Raw genomic sequence first — 17,943 nt, forward strand, 5'->3', positions numbered from 1 at the left:
ACGAGACCCCAAAAGTGCCGAGCGTCAAAAGAAGAGAAACGGTGCTGTCGCCATCCGGGAAAACAGCCGAGAAATTGTTACGGCCATGAACCCATAGATAACGATATCGAACCATTCCAGGGCGTTGCCGATCGAGACGGCGACGATGGTCTTTGTCGAGCTTGCTGCTCGTTTGGCAAGGCCAGCTCCTTTGGTATCTGCAAGCGTCATATTTCCCTCGTTCTTTGTTGAGTGTTCTCGTTGCATTGACAGCTGTTCGCGTTGCTCTCTAACCGAGCTTGCGCTCCGGTGCACTGTGGCCTTCCTTCCACGCAGGCAGGCTTTCCAGAGCATCAAGGGTGAGTTGGACAAACGCCTTCACCCCCACGACGAGCGCGCCCTCGTTTACAAAAAAGGTTGGTGTGTGATGGTCGCCCGAAGGGACGTTCTGGCCCGGTTCGGGCGGCACATCGACCGTAAAGAACAGCGAGGGCATATGTTGCGAGTATTGGGAGAAGTCGTCGAGGGCGAATGGTGGCGCAATGACGACCTTGTTATGATTGCCGACTGCCCGCTCGAAGCTTGCTGCGGCAATTGAGCAAAGTCCGACGTCGTTAATCAGTTGCGGATCATGGTGACCCCACTCCACACGGCCAACAGCGCCCCCTGCTCCGGCTATTCCTTCTACCGTAGCGGTCAGGAGGCACGCCATCTCCGAGAGGCTGCCTGCATCGGTGACGCGCAACGCACCCTCCATGATCGCGACGTCCGGGATGACATTGAATTTCTCCCCGCCGCGAAAGCTCCCGATCGAGAGCGTCGCATGATTCTGGTAGACGTCGGTCTTCCTGCTGATGATCGTCTGAAGGCCGAGCAACACCTGCGCGCCGATCACGAGGGGATCGACAGTCCGCCACGGCATAGATGCATGGCCTCCTTTCCCCTCGATGAAGATCTTAAACTGCCGCATCGCGTAGCCACCGGGGCCAAAGTGATAGTGAATGTCCCCCGCAGTTCCAGGGGGCCGTCCGCCGACGACATGGATCCCGTACAGAGCGTCAGGCTTCGGACTGCTCAGCGCCCCCTCCTCCAGCAAAAGCTTGGCGCCGTGCGAGCCGTTCCAGCCAGGGGGTGGTCCCTCTTCCGCAGGCTGGAACACGCATAGAACCGTACCTTTGATGCTTTCCCTCAGTGAAGCAAGGACTTCGGCCGCACCCATCAGTATAGCCGTATGTGCATCATGACCGCAGGCGTGCATGACGGGAACCTCGACGCCGCCCCAACGCGCGGTCGCAGTCGAGGCGAACGGCAAACCCGATTCTTCCCGTATCGGGAGCGCATCCATGTCCGCCCGGAGGGCAATGACAGGTCCTTCTTCCGATCCACGCAGAACGCCGACGATTCCGGTCCCGCCGCCCAGCCCCGTGCGCACCTCGTCAAAGCCGATCGAGCGCAGATGCCCCGCGACCATCGCGCTGGTCTGGTACTCGTGACACGCCAATTCGGGCCTGGCGTGAATTTCGCGGCGCCATTCAATCACCTTGGGAGAGATGCGCTCCGCCAGTTCGTTGGCCTGATCAAACACCGCAACTCCGATTGGCGCGGGCAGCGCGGATTCGAATTGCACAGACATCTGCCAGTTCCTCGAACAGATCGTAATTCAGTGGAGGTTACGCTACAATTAATCCCCGTACAATAACAGTGTACAATTCTTTTTGACCGGCTTCTTGCCGGCGCGCGAAGAAAGAGCCGCTATGGAGGGGAATCTGAAAAGACGCTCCAAGCGATCCGAACGAGTGGGATCAGTTCAGCGTTTTGTGACGAAACTGCACTTGGAACCGCACTTGGATAGGTTCCCAATCTAGAGATGCTCACCGGGTACGTCGCCCTTGCGAGCATGTCTGCCGCGACAACTTGATCCACGTTTGTCATGAGGCGACAGGGAGGCAAGTATATTTCCAGGATTTGGGTATGCGCATGCGTTCATCCCTGCCAGCATAAAGATGCCGCGTAACACTGTACAATAAAGCTTGTATCCTGTTCGGTTCCTTGGAATACTCGCGCGACCACTGTCGATATCGCCAGCTCATGGCCGCCATTCTGTGTAGGCTTTCCGACGAATGAAGAAATTTGGAGTGTAGAATTATGAATCAGGCCGTCGTAGGTCGCCAACGTCGTGCACCACGGAAGTCTAAGCCCCAGGCGGAGCCGGGCCTCACCAGAGAGGCGATCGTCGCCGCCGCAATAAAGTTGATCGATGCCACGGAGCTTGAAAGCTTCAGCATGCGCAATCTTGCAAAGGAGCTTGGCGTTTATCCGACTGCGATTTACTGGCATATTCCAAGCCGGAATGCGGTCATTGCCGAGGTGATCACGGAAGTCTTGAACGATATTGCACCGCCCCTTTCGCTGAATTGGAAGGAATGGCTAAAGGCTCTATTTCGCAACTATCGCAAGGCCATCCGCCTGCATCCCAACGTGGCGCCGCTGATCGGTGTGCAACTTGTTTCAAATGCGAGCGTCGACCTCGATATGATCGAACGAATTCTGACGGTCCTGACGCAGGCAGGTTGCCCGCCTGAGCAAATCGACGCAGCCTACAACGCAGTTATTGCTACAATGGTGGGCTTCACGACGCAGGAATTCGCAATGGTTCCGAAGGAAGAGGCGGCCGAGTGGGCGACCGGAATGCAAAAGGTCGTAGCCTCTGTGGAAAGAGAAAAACATCCGCTCTTGGCGCGCAATATCGAAAAGCTCGCCAACCGAAGCTTCATTTTGCGATGGCAAAACGGCGCCGAGGCCCCGATGGATCGCAGTTTTGATCTGTTCATCGATGCGTTTATCGCCGGCCTTGAGGTCATTTTGAACAAGCAACCATAGCCATTGATCTGAGGGCGGCTGCCACAGGGCGCGCTTGTTCTTCCATGTCCCCGCAAAAGCGCTCCCCGACACTCTTCGAAGCATCGAGAAAATCGCAAATGACATCCTTTACGTACGGGTTGTCAGCGCAGATCGCATGAAACAGATCGTCCGCATCGCGAGAGAGAAGCTCCACCATCGAATTAAGGTGGTCGAACGCCGTTGTCGTCATGGAGAGCGGCGGCGACGACTTCGAGAGAAGTATGCGAGTTATTAGGTGCGAAAGGCCCTGCACGTGGGCCATCTGCCGATCATGATCTTCTGCCGTGGTGACCTCCACCTTGAGCTTCAGCTTTTCCCGAAAAAAGGCGGCGACGAGCCGCCAGGCCGAGCCGCGGATCGGAACGATAGCAATCGGCAATCCTGCGATTCCTTCCATACCGCTTTGAGGTCCGAAGAGGGGGGGTGTGCCGACGACCTGCACATGACCGGGCAATTCGCTCAGAATTGCCGCCGGGCCGCACTTAACCGAGCAAACATCGAGCACGACGCTGCCCTGACGCAGATAGGGCCGAATGTCACGAACAACCGAGGCGAGTTTCTGGACCGGCATCGACAATACAACGAAGTCGCAGCTCGCCGCTTCGGGTAAGCTCCCCCAACGGAGGCCATACTGAGACTCCAGCGGCTGGAGATCGGCGAACGGATCGAAGCCGAGAACGCGGAAGTGCGCACGCAGTGCTTTATGGCGAAACTGCCGAAGGCACCCACGCCGACCATCCCGAGGGATGGCCGGCTGGGCATCTGTGACAAGCTTGCTGTGGACGAGGTCATGATTTTCCGGTTTTTTCGGCTTTGAATGCCGAGAACGTTTCTTCCAGGAGACCGACAATCTCGTGGACCTGCTCAGGGTTGACGATCAGAGGCGGCGCGATCATGAGCCATTCGCCAAATCTGCCATTTGCGGTGCGGCGGGTATACAGCGTAATGCCCCGTTCGATGCCGAGTTGCACGAGTCGACCAACGGAGGGATTGCCGGCTGAAAAAACGGACTTCCGCTCCTTGTCCGAGACCACCTCGACCGCAGTAAGGAGACCTTTGCCGCGCACGTCACCGATGAAATCGCATCGATGCATAAGGGAGGTCAGTTCCGCCTTTAGAAGGTCGCCCATCTTTGCCGCATTGTTCATAAGATCTCTATCGACGAGTTCGGACAGCGCGGCATAGGCAATTGCGCAAGACAACGGGTTTGCCGAATAGGTGTGGCCATGGACGAAGCCACCGGCGCCGCGCAGGACGTCTGTCATGTGGGCGCTCACCATCACCACGCCAAGGGGCGTATAGCCCGCGGAAACCCCCTTTGCGAGCGTGCAGATATCAGGCCGCGCGTCCGGCCAGTGTTCTGCCGAAAGGAATTTTCCGGTTCGCCCCGCCCCGCTCATCACTTCGTCAAAGATCAGCAGAACGCCATGACGGGTGCAGATATCTCGAACGCGCCTGTAATAGACGTCGTGGGCAACCAAAGCGCCGGTTGCGAGGCCGCCGACTGGCTCCATAATGAAAGCGAGCACGCTGTCCGCCCCTTCGGCGACAATAGTGTCTTCAAGAGCCTTCGCCGCAACTTCGGCCGCGCCCTCGATACTCTGCCCCTCTTCGAGCCTGTAGGTGAAAGGAGCGGGAACCTTCGGCATGATTCGAGTAATGTTGCCATACAGGTTTTCACTCTCCGGGTCGCCGGTAACCGACACCGCGCCGAGCGACGCTCCGTGATAGCTTGGCATTCTGGCGAGTACCTTCCAGCGGCTTGCTTGGCCGGTCACGACAGCGTGCTGCCGAGCAAATTTCAGAGCCGCTTCGGTCGCTTCCGAACCACCGGAAACGATGAAAGCACGCTCGAACCCGGGGCCGCAAAGCTTAGCCAGCATATCGGCCAGCTGGATATTGGGTTCGTTCTCGAACAGGTTCCTACTCGCGAAGGAGACTTTCGACATCTGCTCGATGCCCGCCTCGATGACGCGGCGATTGCCGTGTCCGAGATTGCAGCATATCGGGCCGGAGGACGCGTCGACGTAGCGCTTCCCGTCCGTGTCCCACATATAGAGACCATCGCCACGCGAAATGGTCGGGAGCCGCTTCCCCCCAACGGGAGTGTAAAACAGCTGAATTGGTCCGCCAGTAGGTGAAAAACTATCCATCATCTTATAGCTTCCTTTTTCTTGCTTAGCTCAGCAACGGTTTCCGGCGGTCGATGAACCGCGTGACCGCTGTTATAAAGTGCGCTGTCTCTTCATCGCCGATGGGAAGTGACAAGGCGATCAGGCCCCGTTGGGCGAGATAAATCCCTTCCTCCAGCATGTCGAAGAAGAACAACCGCTTCAGGTCTTCGTTCTGCCCAACCAGGTCACCGGCGTTGCGGACGGTCGCTACCGTCGCGTGGACGTTCATGACGGATCCGAGACCGGTGAGGCTCATCGGGAACGACGCTTCAGAAAACGCCGCATTGAGATCATTCCGAAGTCTGTCGCCGCGTTCGTTGAGTTCCACGACCACCTGCTGGGAGAGTCTGCCGCGGAGGCCCGCCAATCCCGCCGCCATTGTCAGGGTATTGTTGTTGAAGGTGCCAGGGTGAGAGAGCGCCGCCCGCTGCCGCGGATCGAAGCGTGCCATGATGTCGGCACGGCCGCCAAAGGCGCCAAACGAAAGGCCGCCTCCGAAATACTTGCCGATGACGGTAATGTCCGGCTTGATATTCAGCAATGACTGCCGCCCGCCAACGGCGAGACGCGATGTCATCACCTCATCGAATATCAGAAGCGCCCTCGCCTCTTCCGTCGCTTGATGAAGCGCACGCAGAAAGTCAGGATCGCCAGGAATGCAGCCGCCAGCGCCGAGCATGGGCTCGACCAGAACGGCGGCCAACTCACCCTTGTGCTTATTGATCAGTCCAAGAGCCGCCTCGGTATCGTTGTAGCGGCTCACAATGAAGTCGTGAGGCACATTGATTGGAGACGCGGAGCCGCCAATGAAGCTGATTGCGCTGCCATGATAGGCACCATCGAAGACCAGTATCTTGGAACGGCCGGTCGCAACCTTTGCCAGCGCCAGGGCCATGAGGTTGGCTTCAGTACCAGAATTCGTGAAGCGAACGAGAGCGATCGAGGGAATGCGATTGCGGATTTCGGCGGCAAGTTCGGCTTCGAGCCGGTTGTGGCCGGAAAGGCTCAAACCGTCCATTAGAGCGTTCTGAATCGCTTCGACAATCATCTCGTCCGAATGGCCGTAAAGGCCGGCGGTGTATTCCCCGAGGAAATCGTCGTATCGATGCCCGTCGAGATCCCAAAGACTGGCTCCTTCGCCGCGTGCCATCGTAATCGGAAAAGGCGCGTGAAAGAGTACGGTGCGAGTATTGCCGCCGGGCATTACGTTGCTGGCCTTCCGATGTTGCTCCGCGCTGGCAGGGTTGCGGCGCGTGAATGACTCGATGGCGGCCGTCATTGCCTCTGCGAGCGAGTCGTTGGCGTTCTGCTGAGCAGCGCTCGTCTGGCCCATTTGTACGTCTCCCTCTCATCATTCCGATAATTCTCTTGAACGATGTACAGTATTTATTGTACGATGTCTAGGTGATACCAGTAGGAACATTGATATTCCAGTGCTTCGAAGCGATCGGTTGCCACCGATTTATGCGCACTGTTTCTAGGGAGGCAGACGACATGACTGAACAGGGAGAATTGCTTTGGGCGGGCTCGGATGAGTACGTTGCCAATTCAAACATCTCGAAATTCTTGAAATGGCTCGAGACGGAGCGCAATCTCGAATTCGGCACATACACCGAGCTTTGGAAGTGGTCAGCGACGGATGTTGAGGCGTTCTGGCGGTCCATTTGGGATTATTTCAAAATCCATTCGCTCACGGCCCCCAGCACCGCGCTCACTGAGCGAGTCATGCCGGGCGCTCAGTGGTTTCCCGGCGCGCAAGTAAACTATACGCAGCACGTCCTCCGGCACGTAAACGATGGCGATCCCAATCGACCCTTCCTGCTTCACAAGTCCGAAATCCGCCCTCTCCGGGCCATGAGCTGGGCAGAGGTCGTTCGCGATGTTCATAAGATCGCCTCGAAATTGCGCGATCTTGGCGTCCGGCCGGGCGATCGGGTGGCAGCCTACATGCCGAATATCGCAGAAGCCGTGCTGGCCATGCTGGCGACTGCGGCGATCGGGGGCGTCTGGTCCACCGCTGCACCGGAGTTCGGCGCGAGCACGGTTATCGACCGCTTTACCCAGACCAGGCCAAAGGTACTCTTCGTCAGCGACGGCTACCGCTACGGCGGCAAGAACTTCGACCGGACTGAACAGATTCTTGCCATCGTCGGCTCTCTGGACAGCGTAGAGGCGGTAATTTGGCTGGATTACCTGAAAGAAAAGGAAGTCCTGCCAGACCTTGGAAGGCCGCTTCTCCGCTGGCCGTCACTGCTGGACGGCGACGCCTCCAAGCCGGAGTTTGAATATGAGTACGTGTCGGGCGATCACCCGCTCTGGATTCTTTTCTCTTCTGGGACCACTGGCCTTCCGAAGCCTATCGTGCATGGCCACCTTGGCATTCTGCTAGAGCACTACAAATCCGCAGCTTTTCATCTGGACCTGAAGCCCGGCGGGGTAATGTGCTTCTATACGACGACCGGCTGGATGATGTGGAATACCCTGATGTGGGCGCCGCTCATGAACGGCGCGGCCGTACTTTACGACGGACATCCAGCTTTTCCCGACGCCGGCATGCTTTGGGGACTTGCCGCTGAAACCGGCGCGCAATCGCTCGGCACCAGCCCGACGTCCGTCCAGCTCATGGCCTCTCAGAACATCATCCCCAAGGACAAGGGCGATTTCACTTCTCTTGGGAATATCTTCCTTGTCGGATCGCCAGCAACGCCGGAGACCTTTGCCTGGCTCTACAAGAACGTGAAGCCGGATCTCTGGGTTACATCGCAGTCCGGCGGAACCGAATTCTGTTCGGGGCTGGTCGCCGGCGTGCCGTCTCTCCCAGTCTATGCAGGGGAAATCCAGGCCCGGGCGCTTGGTGTCGACTTGCATGCCTATGGCGACAACGGCGAGCCCCTGATCGGAACGTCGGGCGAACTCGTGATCAGGAAACCAATGCCGTCCATGCCGCTATTTCTTTGGGGCGACGAAGGCTTCGAGCGATACCGCGCCTCCTATTTCGACGCTTTTCCAGGTGTCTGGTGCCATGGCGACCGCATCACCATCACAGAGAGAGGGAGTTGCATCGTTCATGGACGTTCGGATGCGACCCTAAACAGGTTCGGCGTCCGCATCGGCTCTGCGGAAATCTATCGCACACTCGAGCAGATCGAAGGTGTGGCCGATAGCCTTGTGGTCTGCATCGAAGAAGAGAATGGTGGTTACTTCATGCCCCTGTTCGTCCGATTGCGTGAACAGGGGAAGCTTGATGACAAGCTGATCTCGCAAATCAAATCCCGGCTGCGCGAAGAGAGAAGTCCCCGCCATGTGCCTGATATCGTCATCGAAGCGCCCGACATTCCCTACACGTTGACGGGCAAGAAGATGGAAATCCCTGTCCGCAAACTTCTGATGGGCAATTCGGTCCGTGCGTCCGTAAACCTCGGATCGATGCGCAATCCCGAGGCGGTCGACTGGTACGCAAGCTTTGCCCAGTTACGCCGCGAAGCGAAAAAAAAGGAGTCCCAGGCATGATCGACTTAAAAAAGATCCGAGCGATCGATATCCACACGCATGCGGAAGAACCATGCGGTTGCCATGCCGACGATGGCTACGATGATTTGCAGGGCGCGATGGCCCGGTACTTCCGTGCCGCATGGGAACATCCACCGACCGTCGAGGAAACAGCTGCCTACTATCGGAAACAGAATATCGCGGCTGTCATCTTTCCCGTCGATTGCGAGCGCGAGATCGGCTACCGGCGCTATCGCAACGAAGAAGTCGCCGAATTGGCGGCAGCAAACAGCGACGTCCTCATTCCGTTCGCATCAATCGATCCGGCCAAGGGAAAGCTCGGCGCACGCGAGGCGCGGCGGCTGATCAGCGATTTTGGCGTCAAGGGATTTAAGTTTCACCCGACGATGCAGGGTTTCTATCCGAACGATCGCAACGCCTATACTCTCTACGAGGCGATCGCAGAAAGCGGAGGAATCGCCCTTTTCCATACCGGACAGACCGGCGTGGGCGCCGGCATGCGTGGCGGTAACGGGATGAGGCTGAAGTTCTCAAATCCGATGCACATTGACGATGTTGCCGTAGATTTCCCCGATATGAAGATCATCCTCGCACATCCCTCCTTCCCCTGGCAGGAGGAGGCTTTGGCGATCGCAACGCACAAGCCAAATGTCTATATCGACCTCTCGGGCTGGTCGCCAAAGTATTTCCCGCCCATCCTCGTGCGGTATGCGAATACGATTCTTCGGGAGAAAATGCTGTTCGGCTCCGACTGGCCGATGATCACGCCTGATCGGTGGCTCGATGACTTTGCGAAAATCGACATCAAGGATGACGTCCGTCCGCTTATATTGAAAGACAACGCTGCAAAACTTTTGCAGTTGTGAGGGCCGAATAATCGCTCTTAGATGCTGAGCCTCTGCCGCCAATCTCGACGACCCCTAGAGATCATTCGATCGTTGGCGGCAAGGCTTCCTCTTCCTAAGTTACTAGAAAGGTGGAAGTGGCTCCGGGCCTTGGGTTTCCGACGGATAACTTGCCGGCCTATGTTACTGAAAATTTCTGGCTTTGACTTTCAGCTGATCGACTAGGTGGATCTTTCTACTGATTGCCGGCATCGAAGCGGTCAGCGCCAGCCGCCATCAGCGCTCGAAAATCTTCGACCAGATCGCCGTCATCGACCACCCGGCCAGACACCCGCTGCACTGGCTGCCTGATTGCGCCGACATCCGATGAGGCAAATCAGAGATATTCGCTTTGATGGGGTCAGAACCGATGACCCTCAAACAAATCGCTAGCCCCCCGAAATCAAGAGATTGGGGGAGCGGCGTTGGCTCTCAACAACCCCTCCTCTAAGCTTATGTTAGTCTGAAATCTGTCTGTGTTCTTCAACGATATTGGCCCGGAAAGACAATGTCCTGATCTACGAGAACATTGAATTTGTAGCCCGGTCGGATCTGCAACGTCGGCTGCACGTCCATGTTCCGCTGGATTGTCCGATCGGCCACTCGCCCGAAGGTTTCGGCAAAATTGCGCCTTGCCGCATCGGATGCCGTATCCTGGGTGGCAAGTGTCGAGCTTTGGGGCACCGCCATGTCTATGCCAGTTCCGATCAGAGCAATCATGACGGCCGAGCCGAAGGTTTTGAGGTAATGGTTGTTTACCTTGTCATTGAAACCGCCGTAGCCCTCCGCGTCCGTGCCAGCCATGCCGCCAATCTGCAATGTCGAGCCGTTCGGGAAAATGATATCGGACCAGACGACGAGCACACGGCTCTGGCCGAACGAAACCTTGCTGTCATAGCGACCGAACAGTTTGGTGCCCTGCGGGATCAGCAGGCGATGGCCTGTTGCGCTATCATAGACATTCTGACTGACCTGCGCGGTGATACGCCCGGGAAGGTCCGAGTTGATGCCAGTTATCAATGTCGCCGGAATGACCGAGCCTCGTTTGAGTTCGTAGGGGGATTGCTGCGGTACGACGCGGTTCGGCAGATAGCCGAGATCCTTGAGGTCGGCGTTGAAGAAGTCTTCCTTGGAGCTCTGTCCGTTGGGATCGACGTTTTGCCCGCCCAGACCGGCGCGCACGGCGGCGGCGTAAAGATCCGACGCGTTTGCACTCGCGGCGGCTGTCGTCGTCACCCGGGCTGTGGCGCTCTCCTCTTTTTCCGACCGCGCTTCCAGCTTGCCGCGATCGAGCGCCAGCGGCGCGTCATAGGCGGAGTCTCGTGCCTGCATCCGCGCCATGCGTTGGCGCTGCTGCTCGCGCAGAACCTGTTCCTGTTGCTCGCGGGCCAGACGCGCCCGCCAAACCTCCTCCGGCTCCAGTTCCGATCCGTTCCGTTGCTCTTGTCTCTGTTCGGGCTGAATGAACGGATTTGCCGTCTTCTCTTCGGCCCGCTTCGTCTCGACCGGGGTCGGCTGGAACGTCGTCTGCGGCTGTGGCTCCCCAATGATGCCATCGGTGACGCCCCGCTTGATCTGGTCGGCATAGGTCGAGGCAGGATTGCCCGAACTGGTGTCCGGACCATTATCCGTGCCGAAGTAAAGCCCGCGCGAGGCGAGCCCAAAGAAGATGATTCCGAGGAAGGCGATCAGCAGCACGATCACGACGATGACCGGCAGGCGGTTTACTCGCTTGATGCCGGACGTGGCCTGATTATTGGCAGCACCGCCAAGCTTGAGGGATCGCACCATGATGTCCTCCTCACCCGCGCCGCATCAGCGACAGGGCGCTTGCCGGCGTCGCACCCGCTGTCGTCACGGTATAGGCCCGGCCGAGTTCGACGGTGCTGGTCGAGAGCCGTGCGAGCACCTGGCCGTCGTAAGGCATGATGACATAGGCAAGCGGAATAACAGCCGCTTTGCTATCGGTCTTCTGGTCGGTGACAACGGCATAGCCCCATCCTTTCAACGCAGCCTCGAGCGCCTGCCCGAACGGAGAGCCATCCTGCTCGAGCGCAACGGTCGCCTTCCCCTGTCCGATCTGTTCGGCAAGACGGCTGACCATGTCGCCGGCGATGGCGCCCGCGGCTGGTCCGGAGATCTCTGGAGGTGCCGCGCTCGATGCGAGACCAGTGGTGTCCATTGACTGGCACCCGGAAGCGAGGATGGCGAGGGCACTGGCTGCAGCGAGAGAGCGGAGAGGGCCGCCGCGGTTCGGGATGTGGCGAGAGAGGTTCGGCATCACCGCCCTCCCCTGCTAATCGTCACCTTCTGCTGTTTCCAGCCGCCACCTGAGACGAGGACAGCACGGTCGATATTGTAGTCGACCACCATCATATTGCTCTTCATGCGATAGTTGACGATACGGTTCTGGCTGCCGGAGACGACAAAGAGAACCGGCGCATCCTGACCGGAGATCGACCGCGGAAACTGGATGTAGGTCTTTTGTCCATCCGAATAGACCCGCGTCGGCCGCCAGCCGGCACTGCCCGAGACGGAATAGGCGAAGCTTAATTGCTCAGCGGGAACGCCGGCGCCGGGTATCGTGCTGGCTTCCAGCCGTGCGTTGACGTCGGCAAGTTTTGCCGAGACGTCCTCGGGGTATTCGAAACCGATGCGCGCCATATACTGCGTGGCATGCGATTTCAGCTGGATGTGATAGGTCCGCCTGGACGTCGTCACGACCAACGAAGTAACCAGACCCGGCTCCGACGGTTTGACGATCAGATGGATCGCCTGACCACCTGCCGCACCCGAGGTCGCAGGCTCCACCTTCCAGCGCACGGTATCTCCGACCAGAACGTCGCGAACGACCTCGCCGCCCTGGAGCTCGATGTCGCAGACCTGCAGCGGCGAGCAGACGACGGATGGCTGCACTTCGCCATAGAGGAAGACCACCTTTCCATCCGCGCCTTTCGTGACAAGGCCGCGGCTTCCGCGCCACTGTGTCGAAATCCCCATGCCTTTCGCCTCGTTGGCGGTGACGCCATCGGCGGCACGTGCCTGGGAAGTGGGGAGAGCCATTCCCGGCAAAATCATCAGCATTGCTGCGCTGGCAGTCAGAGCGGCTCGCATTCTGAAGTGTCGTATGTTCATGTTGGGAGCCATGCCTTTCAAAGCTGTGCAGTCCAGTCGAAGTCGCGGAGATAGAGACCGATGGGATTGAGGCGGATGACGCCTTCGTCCTGGGGCGGCGTCAAAGTCACGGTAGCGACGCCGCGAAAGCGGCGCGTAGCGGTCTCCTTGCCGCGGCGATCCCGCTCGAACTCGGTCCAGTCGATCTGGTAGCTCTGGTTCGATAGAGCGATGATGTTGTTGACCTCGATCGCCACCGTTGCGGTCTTCGCCTTCTCGAAGGGCGAATTCGAACGAAACCAGCCGTTGACCTTTTCCGTCGCGGGATCGGAGGTGCGGAGCAGCCCGTAGGTCCGATCGATATACTGCTTCTGCACGACCGCATCCGGCGTCACGGAGCGGAAGTTCGAAACGAAACTGCCGAGTGTCGCGCGGACCACGCGCGGATCGGCATATTCGATTTGCTGAGGGAAGCCGGCATTGACTGATGTCCCGAGCTTGTCGACTTCGACGATATAGGGGATCAGCTTGACCTGGGTGCTCTGGTAGAGCGCGTAACCAAAACCGATTACGGCCATGGTCATTCCGGCTATGCCGACGACGCGCCAGGCGGCGGCCGCTTTGACGTACGAGCCATAACGCTCGTTCCATTCATTACGCGCGGCGATATAGGGATTATCTGGAATATTCTGTCTGGTCATACCGGATCGGCCCCCCCCTTTATTTGCTGTCGTTGATCGGCGGTGGTGGAGGCGGGGTGCCCGCCCGGCCGGGCTGCTGATCAAGCTTGGCGTTGGCAAGGCCGAGCGTCGATCCGGCATAGGCTCCCGGCGATCCGATGGCCTTTTCCTTCGCTGCTGAGCCGACAGCCCCGGCCGCTCCGCCAATCCCGGCCTGCATACCGCGCAGCGCCGCACTGGCAAGAGACGCCCCCCCTGTCCTTGCGGCACTAGCGGCTCCGAACCCTCTGTTCGCCGCCCCGATCGTCAGGAAACCGGCGCCGAGTGCCGCGGATGCCGCCTGTCCGCCGTGGCGGATCGCTTCCATACCGCCGCCGACCGATGCGCCCTGGACTACGCCCTGCAGAATGGGTGGCACATACATGGCGATGACGAAGACAACGACGGAGATGCCGGCAATCGCCAGCGTCGTGATGAACTGTTCCGAGGTCGCGGTCGGCGCCTCTGCCAGGCCGAGAAGAATGTCCGAGCCGATCTTGGCGATCATGACAAGCGCCATCAGCTTCATGCCGACGGAGAAGGCATAGACCAGGTACTTGATCGCAAAGTCCTTGGTATGGGAGGAGCCGCCCAGCCCGAGCATGATCATGCCGGCGAGCAGGCCTACGTACATCTCGACCATCACCGCGACGAAGATCGCAGCAACCAGCGAGAATGACACGACGACCACGACCATGGCGAAGACGGCAGCGATCGCCAGGGAATTATCCTCGAAAAGGCCAAACTTCGCCTGTTCCGACATCTTCGTCGCGACACGAATGCCGGCGTCGAAGATGTTGGCGGGAGATGCCGAACCGCCACCGGCACCGATCTGATAGAGGCTGTCGACCACGGCCTTGGCGAACTCCGGTCCCCTGTCGAGGATGAAGGCGAACAGGCCTATGAACATGATGCGCTTGACGAGTTCGGCGAACCAGCTGTCGAGCGAGGCGGCGTTGATCGCCAGCCATACGGCAGCAATCCCGACCTCGATACCGGCAAGGATCCAGAACAGTGACCGCGCCGCATTCATCACCGTCGTCTCCCAGCTTTTGGCGGCGGTGACGACGGAGTTTTCCAGTGTGGTCAGGACCTGTCCCTGTTGCGCCAGCGCCGGCGTTGCTGCCAACAGCACGACCGTGCTCGCGATGAATAACCGTTCGAGCGTGCGGGAAGAGAGAGCGGCTACCATCGGGGCTTCATCTCCTGGCCGCCGCGGATGTCGCCATCGGAATTCCCGCCAAAGAACTCTTCACGATGTCGGCGCTGTTCTTCATCGGAGGACGAATTGACTGCGGCTGTGCCCGATCCGGAGATTGGCGTTTCCTGTGGCTGGACGACGAGCCAGGTAATGACGCTCGCACCGACCGCGCAAACGACCGCGACGAGAGCAAGAATGGCGATCAGACGGGGGCTCACCACCGCGGCTCCATCGTCTGGCCGCCTCGGATATCACGCTCGGTTCCGCTGAAGAATTGCTCGCGCCGCGCCTGTGCCAGATCCTTCTGTGCCTGCTCGGACTGGTACCAGGTGCCCATCATCGTCATCTGCTGGGAGACCAGGCCCCGCAGTTTCTGCATCTGCGCGACCTGCTGCGCGGCGATGTCATGCCCGACCTGCAACGCCTTCATCTGGCCATCGGCCGACTCCGACATGGACCTGAGCTGCGACATGGTGCTCTCCTCACTGGAAAATTGTTCGGCTGTCAGATTGGCGGCCTTCAACGTGCCGGCGATCGTATCGCGATTGGTGTCGGACCAGTTTTGATAGGTGGTGGAAAAGCTCGCCCCGTCCGGTAGGTTACTCTTCATGTCGGCAAAGCTCTGGAAGCGCTGCTTGAGCACGTCGTCGACATTGCCCATGGAGAAGGCGACGCCCTGGCCCTGGTTGACGACGGTCTCGAGGTTCTTCAGATCGCTTTCGACCTGACCCCAGACATGGTCGGGAAGCTGCGCCGTGTTCTGCAGCATATTCTTGTAGATGTTGAGCTGGTTCTGGATCTGCTCGGCCAGTTGCGAGATCTGGGTAATCTGGTTGTTCACCTGCTCGGCAGACTTGCCGACGAGGCTGATCAGTTCGGTATTATTGGCTAGCTGCGTCCATTCGGTCGCCTGCCCCGTGACGCCACCAGCCCGCGCAGGAAGGGGGAGAGCGGAAGAGACTGTCAGGGCTACACCGAGCACTGCGTGCAATATCCTAGTTGGTGGACAAAAGCATATCGGCATGGGCGATCCCCCTTTGCTGGAGCCAATGGAGAGGCCAGGCGGCCCCATGTTCAAAATGCAGGGCTCGGATGTGCTTCAGGTCTTCCTTTCTGGATGCCCCGACAAAGGAGAGCGCGACGGGACCGAGCGCCATGTCAAACAAACGTCGTCCCTCGGGCGACACGACGTAATAGTCGCGCTTCGGGATCGCGGTCGCGACGATCTCGATCTGCCGTTCGTTGAAGCCGATGCGCTGGTAGAACTCTCGTGTGCCCGGCTCCCGCGCCGCTCCGTTGGGCAGGCAGATCTTGGTCGGGCAGGATTCCTTCAGCACATCGATGATGCCGGACCTCTCGGCATCTGAGATCGATTGTGTGGCCAGCACTACGACGCAATTGGCCTTGCGCAGCACCTTCAGCCATTCCCTGATCTTGTCGCGGAACACCGTATGGCCAAGCATCAGCCAGGCCTCGTCAAGGATGATCAGGCTGGGGGCACCGGTCAGACGCTTTTCGATGCGTCGGAAGAGATAGGTAAGCACGGGCACGAGATTGCGTTCGCCCATGTTCATCAATTCCTCGATTTCGAAGCACTGGAGAGCACCGAGCGCCAGACCGTCCTCCTCGGCATCGAGAAGCTGCCCCATCGGACCATCGACGGTATAGTGATGGAGGGCGTCCTTGATCTCGCGCATCTGGACGCCCGAGACAAAGTCCGACAGTGATCGTCCGCGCGACTCCGCCATCAGCCCGATCTGTCGGGAAATCGCATTGCGATAATCGGGAGTGATCGTCACACCCTGCAGGGCAACCAGCATCTCGATCCACTCGGACGCCCAGGCGCGGTCCGCGTCTGAGGAGAGGTCGGCCAGCGGGCAGAAGGACAGTGCCCGCCCCTCCCCTGCTTCCGGTGCCTCGCCACCGATCTGATAGTGATCGCCGCCGATCCCCAGCGTCAGCGGCAGCATCGAGCCTCCCTTGTCGAAGGCGAAGATCTGCGCACCGGCGTAGCGTCGGAACTGGGCCGCGATCAATGAGAGCAGCGTTGATTTGCCAGAACCGGTCGGTCCGAAGATCAGCGTGTGGCCGACATCGTCGACATGCAGGTTCAGCCGGAAGGGAGTTGATCCGCTGGCGACCTGCATCAGCGGAGGCGAGGCCGGTGGATAATACGGGCAAGGTGCTACCGGGCTTCCGGACCAGATCGAATTGAGGGGGATAAGGTCGGCGAGATTGCGCGTGTTGATCAGCGGCTCGCGGATATTGGCATAGGACACGCCCGGCAGGCTGCCAAGAAACGCATCGGTCGCATTGAGTGTCTCGATCCGTGCACCAAAACCTTCCGCTTGAATAAGGCGGCGGACTGCCTCACACTTCTCCTGCAGGCTTTGCTGGTCCTCATCAAAGAGAACGATGACCGGCGTATAGTAGCCGTAGGCCACGAGCTGCGACGAGGCCTCGGCGATCGCGTCCTCGGTCTCTGCCACCATGAGCATGGCATCCTGGTCGAGTGACCGCGACTGCGTCTGGAAGAGCTGATCGAAGAATGGCCTGACCTTCTGCTGCCACTTCTTGCGGGTACGCTCGAGCCTTGCGCGTGCCTCCTCGGCGTCAAGGAATACGAAGCGGGATGACCAGCGATAAGTCAGCGGCATCAGGTCAAGACTGTTGAGTATTCCCGGCCAGCTTTCGGCGGGCAGGCCGTCGATCGCCACCATGCCCAGAAACCGGTTCTCGACCAGTGGCGTCAGGCCGTGCTGCAGCTCGGCCGTCACAAGCCAGTCGAGATACATGGGGATCTCTGGCAGACGCACTGGATGATTTTCCCCGGTAATGCAGAAGCGGATGAACTGGAAGAGCGCGTCGTAGTGGACGACACGATGGCCGCCGCGCTCTGGCGTTTCGCGTGACGTCATCCGTCGGATCGACACGACATTCGCTAGATATTGTTCGACCTCACGGATCGAGGTCAGAAAGGTTTCGAGTGCTTTGTCGGCATAAGTGGCGGACCGGCTGCCAACGTCGGAATAGACATAGCGCGTCAATCCGGACCGCCTCGGCTCCGGTGGACGCCAGGTCAGGATCAACGCATGCCGGCTCTCATAGTGTCCCTTCTCCTTCTGGAAGTGCGCACGCCGCTCCGCATCGATGGCACGGGTGACCGGATCGGGGAAATGGCTGGCTTCCTCCGTTGGATAATCCCCCGTCGGCACTCGGACAGCCTCGACCTGGATCATCCAGCCGGAACCGAAGCGCGACAAGATGGCATTGATCTGCCGCGACACCTCGTTTCGCTCGGTGTCGGTCGAGCTTTCACTGTCGGGTCCGGCAAAATACCAGCCCGCCATAAGCGAACCGTCCTTCAGGAGAATGACGCCGTTATCGACCAACCCGGCATAGGGAACGAGATCGGCGAAGGACGGTCCGGAATGGCGGAAGGATTTGAGGGCAACCATCTC

Annotated in this window: 16 protein-coding genes; 3 read left to right on the forward strand and 13 right to left on the reverse strand. The window is 59.1% G+C overall.

What is annotated here, in order from left to right; translation table 11 throughout:
- Positions 1-24 precede the first annotated feature (24 nt).
- On the reverse strand, positions 25-210 hold the full coding sequence (locus AC13QE_RS24925) for a hypothetical protein (protein WP_488485685.1): 186 nt from the start codon (positions 208-210) through the stop codon (positions 25-27).
- Positions 211-268: 58 nt separating this feature from the next.
- Positions 269-1,612: an amidohydrolase gene (locus AC13QE_RS24930; protein WP_488485686.1), complete on the reverse strand. Its 1,344-nt coding sequence runs from the start codon at positions 1,610-1,612 to the stop codon at positions 269-271.
- A 512-nt stretch (positions 1,613-2,124) separates the two neighbouring features.
- Between AC13QE_RS24930 and AC13QE_RS24935 the strand changes: the two genes are divergently transcribed.
- Positions 2,125-2,859 carry a TetR/AcrR family transcriptional regulator gene (locus AC13QE_RS24935; RefSeq protein WP_488485687.1) on the forward strand — a complete coding sequence of 245 codons (735 nt, stop codon included), beginning with the start codon at positions 2,125-2,127 and terminating at the stop codon, positions 2,857-2,859.
- On the opposite strand, the gene AC13QE_RS24940 is transcribed toward AC13QE_RS24935, so the two are convergent.
- The 3 genes from AC13QE_RS24940 to AC13QE_RS24950 form a co-directional block, all read right to left on the reverse strand.
- A complete protein-coding gene (locus AC13QE_RS24940) occupies positions 2,837-3,730 on the reverse strand; it encodes a prephenate dehydrogenase/arogenate dehydrogenase family protein (protein WP_488485688.1) in 894 nt (297 codons plus the stop codon). The two genes, AC13QE_RS24935 and AC13QE_RS24940, sit on opposite strands and share 23 nt — an antisense overlap.
- Positions 3,669-4,934 (reverse strand): aminotransferase family protein, encoded by a 1,266-nt coding sequence (locus tag AC13QE_RS24945; RefSeq protein WP_488485689.1) that lies wholly within the window; start codon positions 4,932-4,934, stop codon positions 3,669-3,671. The genes AC13QE_RS24940 and AC13QE_RS24945 overlap by 62 nt, the downstream gene beginning before the upstream one ends.
- Before the next feature lie 124 nt (positions 4,935-5,058).
- The gene (locus AC13QE_RS24950) at positions 5,059-6,387 is read right to left on the reverse strand and encodes an aspartate aminotransferase family protein (RefSeq protein ID WP_488485690.1); all 1,329 of its coding nucleotides are present in this window, start codon (positions 6,385-6,387) and stop codon (positions 5,059-5,061) included.
- Between the two features lie 161 nt (positions 6,388-6,548).
- Here AC13QE_RS24950 and AC13QE_RS24955 point away from each other — a divergent pair, with 161 nt between their 5' ends.
- Entirely contained in the window at positions 6,549-8,564 is a 2,016-nt protein-coding gene (locus AC13QE_RS24955) for an acetoacetate--CoA ligase (protein ID WP_488485691.1), read from the forward strand.
- Positions 8,561-9,430, forward strand: a complete 870-nt coding sequence (locus AC13QE_RS24960; protein WP_488485692.1) for an amidohydrolase family protein — start codon at positions 8,561-8,563, stop codon at positions 9,428-9,430. Before AC13QE_RS24955 ends, AC13QE_RS24960 begins: the two co-directional genes overlap by 4 nt.
- A gap of 501 nt (positions 9,431-9,931) precedes the next feature.
- Here the strand turns inward: AC13QE_RS24960 and trbI are convergent.
- Genes trbI through AC13QE_RS25000 form a run of 8 tightly spaced genes read right to left on the reverse strand, consistent with a single transcriptional unit; the run spans position 9,932 to position 17,940 of the window.
- Positions 9,932-11,239, reverse strand: coding sequence for an IncP-type conjugal transfer protein TrbI (gene trbI, locus AC13QE_RS24965; protein ID WP_488485693.1), 1,308 nt, complete (start codon positions 11,237-11,239; stop codon positions 9,932-9,934).
- 10 nt (positions 11,240-11,249) lie between these two features.
- Positions 11,250-11,729, reverse strand: coding sequence for a conjugal transfer protein TrbH (trbH, locus tag AC13QE_RS24970; protein WP_488485694.1), 480 nt, complete (start codon positions 11,727-11,729; stop codon positions 11,250-11,252).
- A complete protein-coding gene (gene trbG / locus AC13QE_RS24975; RefSeq protein WP_488485695.1) occupies positions 11,729-12,583 on the reverse strand; it encodes a P-type conjugative transfer protein TrbG in 855 nt (284 codons plus the stop codon). Before trbG ends, trbH begins: the two co-directional genes overlap by 1 nt.
- 17 nt (positions 12,584-12,600) lie before the next feature.
- Positions 12,601-13,263 (reverse strand): conjugal transfer protein TrbF, encoded by a 663-nt coding sequence (locus AC13QE_RS24980; protein WP_488485696.1) that lies wholly within the window; start codon positions 13,261-13,263, stop codon positions 12,601-12,603.
- Between the two features lie 19 nt (positions 13,264-13,282).
- A complete protein-coding gene (trbL, locus tag AC13QE_RS24985) occupies positions 13,283-14,473 on the reverse strand; it encodes a P-type conjugative transfer protein TrbL (protein WP_488485697.1) in 1,191 nt (396 codons plus the stop codon).
- Positions 14,467-14,700 carry an entry exclusion protein TrbK gene (trbK, locus tag AC13QE_RS24990; protein WP_488485698.1) on the reverse strand — a complete coding sequence of 78 codons (234 nt, stop codon included), beginning with the start codon at positions 14,698-14,700 and terminating at the stop codon, positions 14,467-14,469. Before trbK ends, trbL begins: the two co-directional genes overlap by 7 nt.
- Positions 14,697-15,506 (reverse strand): P-type conjugative transfer protein TrbJ, encoded by an 810-nt coding sequence (gene trbJ / locus AC13QE_RS24995; RefSeq protein WP_488485699.1) that lies wholly within the window; start codon positions 15,504-15,506, stop codon positions 14,697-14,699. The genes trbK and trbJ overlap by 4 nt, the downstream gene beginning before the upstream one ends.
- Positions 15,478-17,940: a conjugal transfer protein TrbE gene (locus tag AC13QE_RS25000; protein WP_488485700.1), complete on the reverse strand. Its 2,463-nt coding sequence runs from the start codon at positions 17,938-17,940 to the stop codon at positions 15,478-15,480. The genes trbJ and AC13QE_RS25000 overlap by 29 nt, the downstream gene beginning before the upstream one ends.
- Positions 17,941-17,943 lie beyond the last annotated feature (3 nt).

The sequence above is a fragment of the Martinezella sp. CNPSo 3957 genome (assembly GCF_057784395.1).